Raw genomic sequence first — 1,925 nt, 5'->3', positions numbered from 1 at the left:
TTTGTGTGCGCCAGGCATGGCGCGTTGCGCGTAAGCGCAACCCGCTTGGCTGTGGTGGCCAGGCGGGTGACTTGGAGGTGAAAGTCCTCTACACACCCGGCAAGGGGAAGTGTTAGCCAGAGGCAAGGGTGTCGCAGGTGACTGCGAATCTGAAGGAAGCCCGAGGCAAAATGCTGGCCTGACGAACAGGAAGCGGATAGAGGCGGCACAGCGGGGTGAGGTGGCACAAATCGCCAAAGCCCGATACTTGCACGGAACGCTGTGACGTAGATCCGACAGGCATAAGCAGGAAGGTCGCGCGAATTACCCTGGGAGATCTGCACGTTTGCCACTGTGCTACCGAACGTCGAGAGGCGGCGGGATGAGCATGCAGAAGTCAGCCGAGGCCGTAGTAAGTGGCGGTTAACCGCGCCACCAAGGGCCGAACAGGTTATGCCGCCAGTAGGCGTCACTGTCTCGTTGGTAACCGTAATGCAGAAAATTCCCACACAGGAATGTGTCAGTCGAGGTCCCGGCCAGAAGCCGAGGATGAGGGCTGGCAGTGTAGAGGTATTGACGGCGTCAGTGGCGGGGACGAACGCGGAGCCGGACACGTTGATGGAGCGGGTGCTTGCACCGGCGAACCTCAGGCGTGCGTATCAACGTGTGGTCAGCAACAAGGGAGCGCCGGGTGCCGATGGCATGACGGTGGCCGAGTTGGCGGGCCACGTGAATCAGTACTGGCCGATCCTCAAAGCCAGGTTGCTGGCCGGTGAGTACCGTCCTCAGGCAGTGCGAGCGGTTGAGATTCCCAAACCGCAGGGCGACACACGACAACTAGGTATCCCTAGCGTCGTGGATCGCCTGATCCAGCAAGCACTGCAGCAACAGCTCACGCCAATCTTCGACCCGTTGTTTTCGGACTACAGCTACGGCTTTCGTCCGGGCAGAAGCGCTCATCAAGCCGTTGAAGCGGCCCGTTCCCATGTGGAGGCGGGCCGTCGCTGGTGCGTGGAGCTTGATCTGGAGAAATTCTTTGATCGGGTTAACCACGACATCCTCATGGCCTGTATCGAGCGACGTGTCGAAGACAAATGCGTTCTCAAGCTCATCCGCCGGTACCTCGAAGCTGGGATCATGTCGGGTGGGGTCGCCAGTCCACGGCAGGAAGGGACGCCGCAAGGCGGCCCGCTCTCGCCGTTGCTGTCGAACATCCTGCTCGACGAACTTGATCGTGAGCTGGAGCGGCGGGACCACCGGTTCGTGCGCTACGCCGATGACGCGAACATTTATGTACGTAGTCACCGGGCAGGCGAACGGGTGCTGGCTAGCGTCGAACGCTTCCTGAGAGAACGTCTGAAACTGACGGTGAACAGGAAGAAAAGCCAAGTGGCAAGGGCGTGGAAATGCGACTACCTGGGCTATGGGATGAGCTGGCATCAACAGCCAAGGCTGCGCGTGGCAACGATGAGCCTGGGCCGTGTACGCGACCGGCTCCGAGCGCTACTGCGCAGCGTACGGGCTCGCAAAATGGCGACTGTCATCGAGCGGATCAACCCCGTCCTGCGGGGCTGGGCTGGCTACTTCAAGCTCAGTCAGAGCAAAGGGCCTGTTGTGGAGCTGGACGGCTGGGTCAGACACAAACTTCGCTGCGTCATCTGGCGCCAATGGAAGCGGCCCTCTACGAGGGCCCGCAACCTGATGCGCTTGGGGCTGGGCGAAGAGCGTGCCTGCAAATCGGCCTTCAACGGTCGCGGCCCATGGTGGAACTCTGGAGCGCCACATATGAATCAGGCGCTGCCGAAGAAGCTCTGGGATCGACTCGGGCTTGTCTCGATACTGGATACGATCAACCGGCTTAGCCGCATGACCTGAACCGCCGTGTACGGAACCGTACGCACGGTGGTGTGAGAGGACGGCGGGTGTGAACCCGCCTCCTACTCGAT

The 1,925-nt window shown here is 60.9% G+C and carries 1 protein-coding gene; it reads left to right on the top strand.

Annotated elements, in window-relative coordinates; all coding sequences use genetic code 11:
* Positions 1-432 precede the first annotated feature (432 nt).
* Positions 433-1,854 (top strand): group II intron reverse transcriptase/maturase, encoded by a 1,422-nt coding sequence (gene ltrA, locus BMZ43_RS25935; protein ID WP_042914397.1) that lies wholly within the window; start codon positions 433-435, stop codon positions 1,852-1,854.
* Positions 1,855-1,925 lie beyond the last annotated feature (71 nt).

The sequence above is a fragment of the Pseudomonas sp. Snoq117.2 genome, from assembly GCF_900110545.1.
In the GTDB taxonomy this organism is placed as follows: Bacteria; Pseudomonadota; Gammaproteobacteria; order Pseudomonadales; family Pseudomonadaceae; genus Chryseomonas; species Chryseomonas benzopyrenica.
This window is presented reverse-complemented; position numbering and strand designations above follow the sequence as displayed.

Coding starts and splice junctions, on each gene's coding strand:
- ltrA (WP_042914397.1), top strand. CDS start 433: ATGCCGCCAGTAGGCGTCACTGTCTCGTTGGTAACCGTAATGCAGAAA.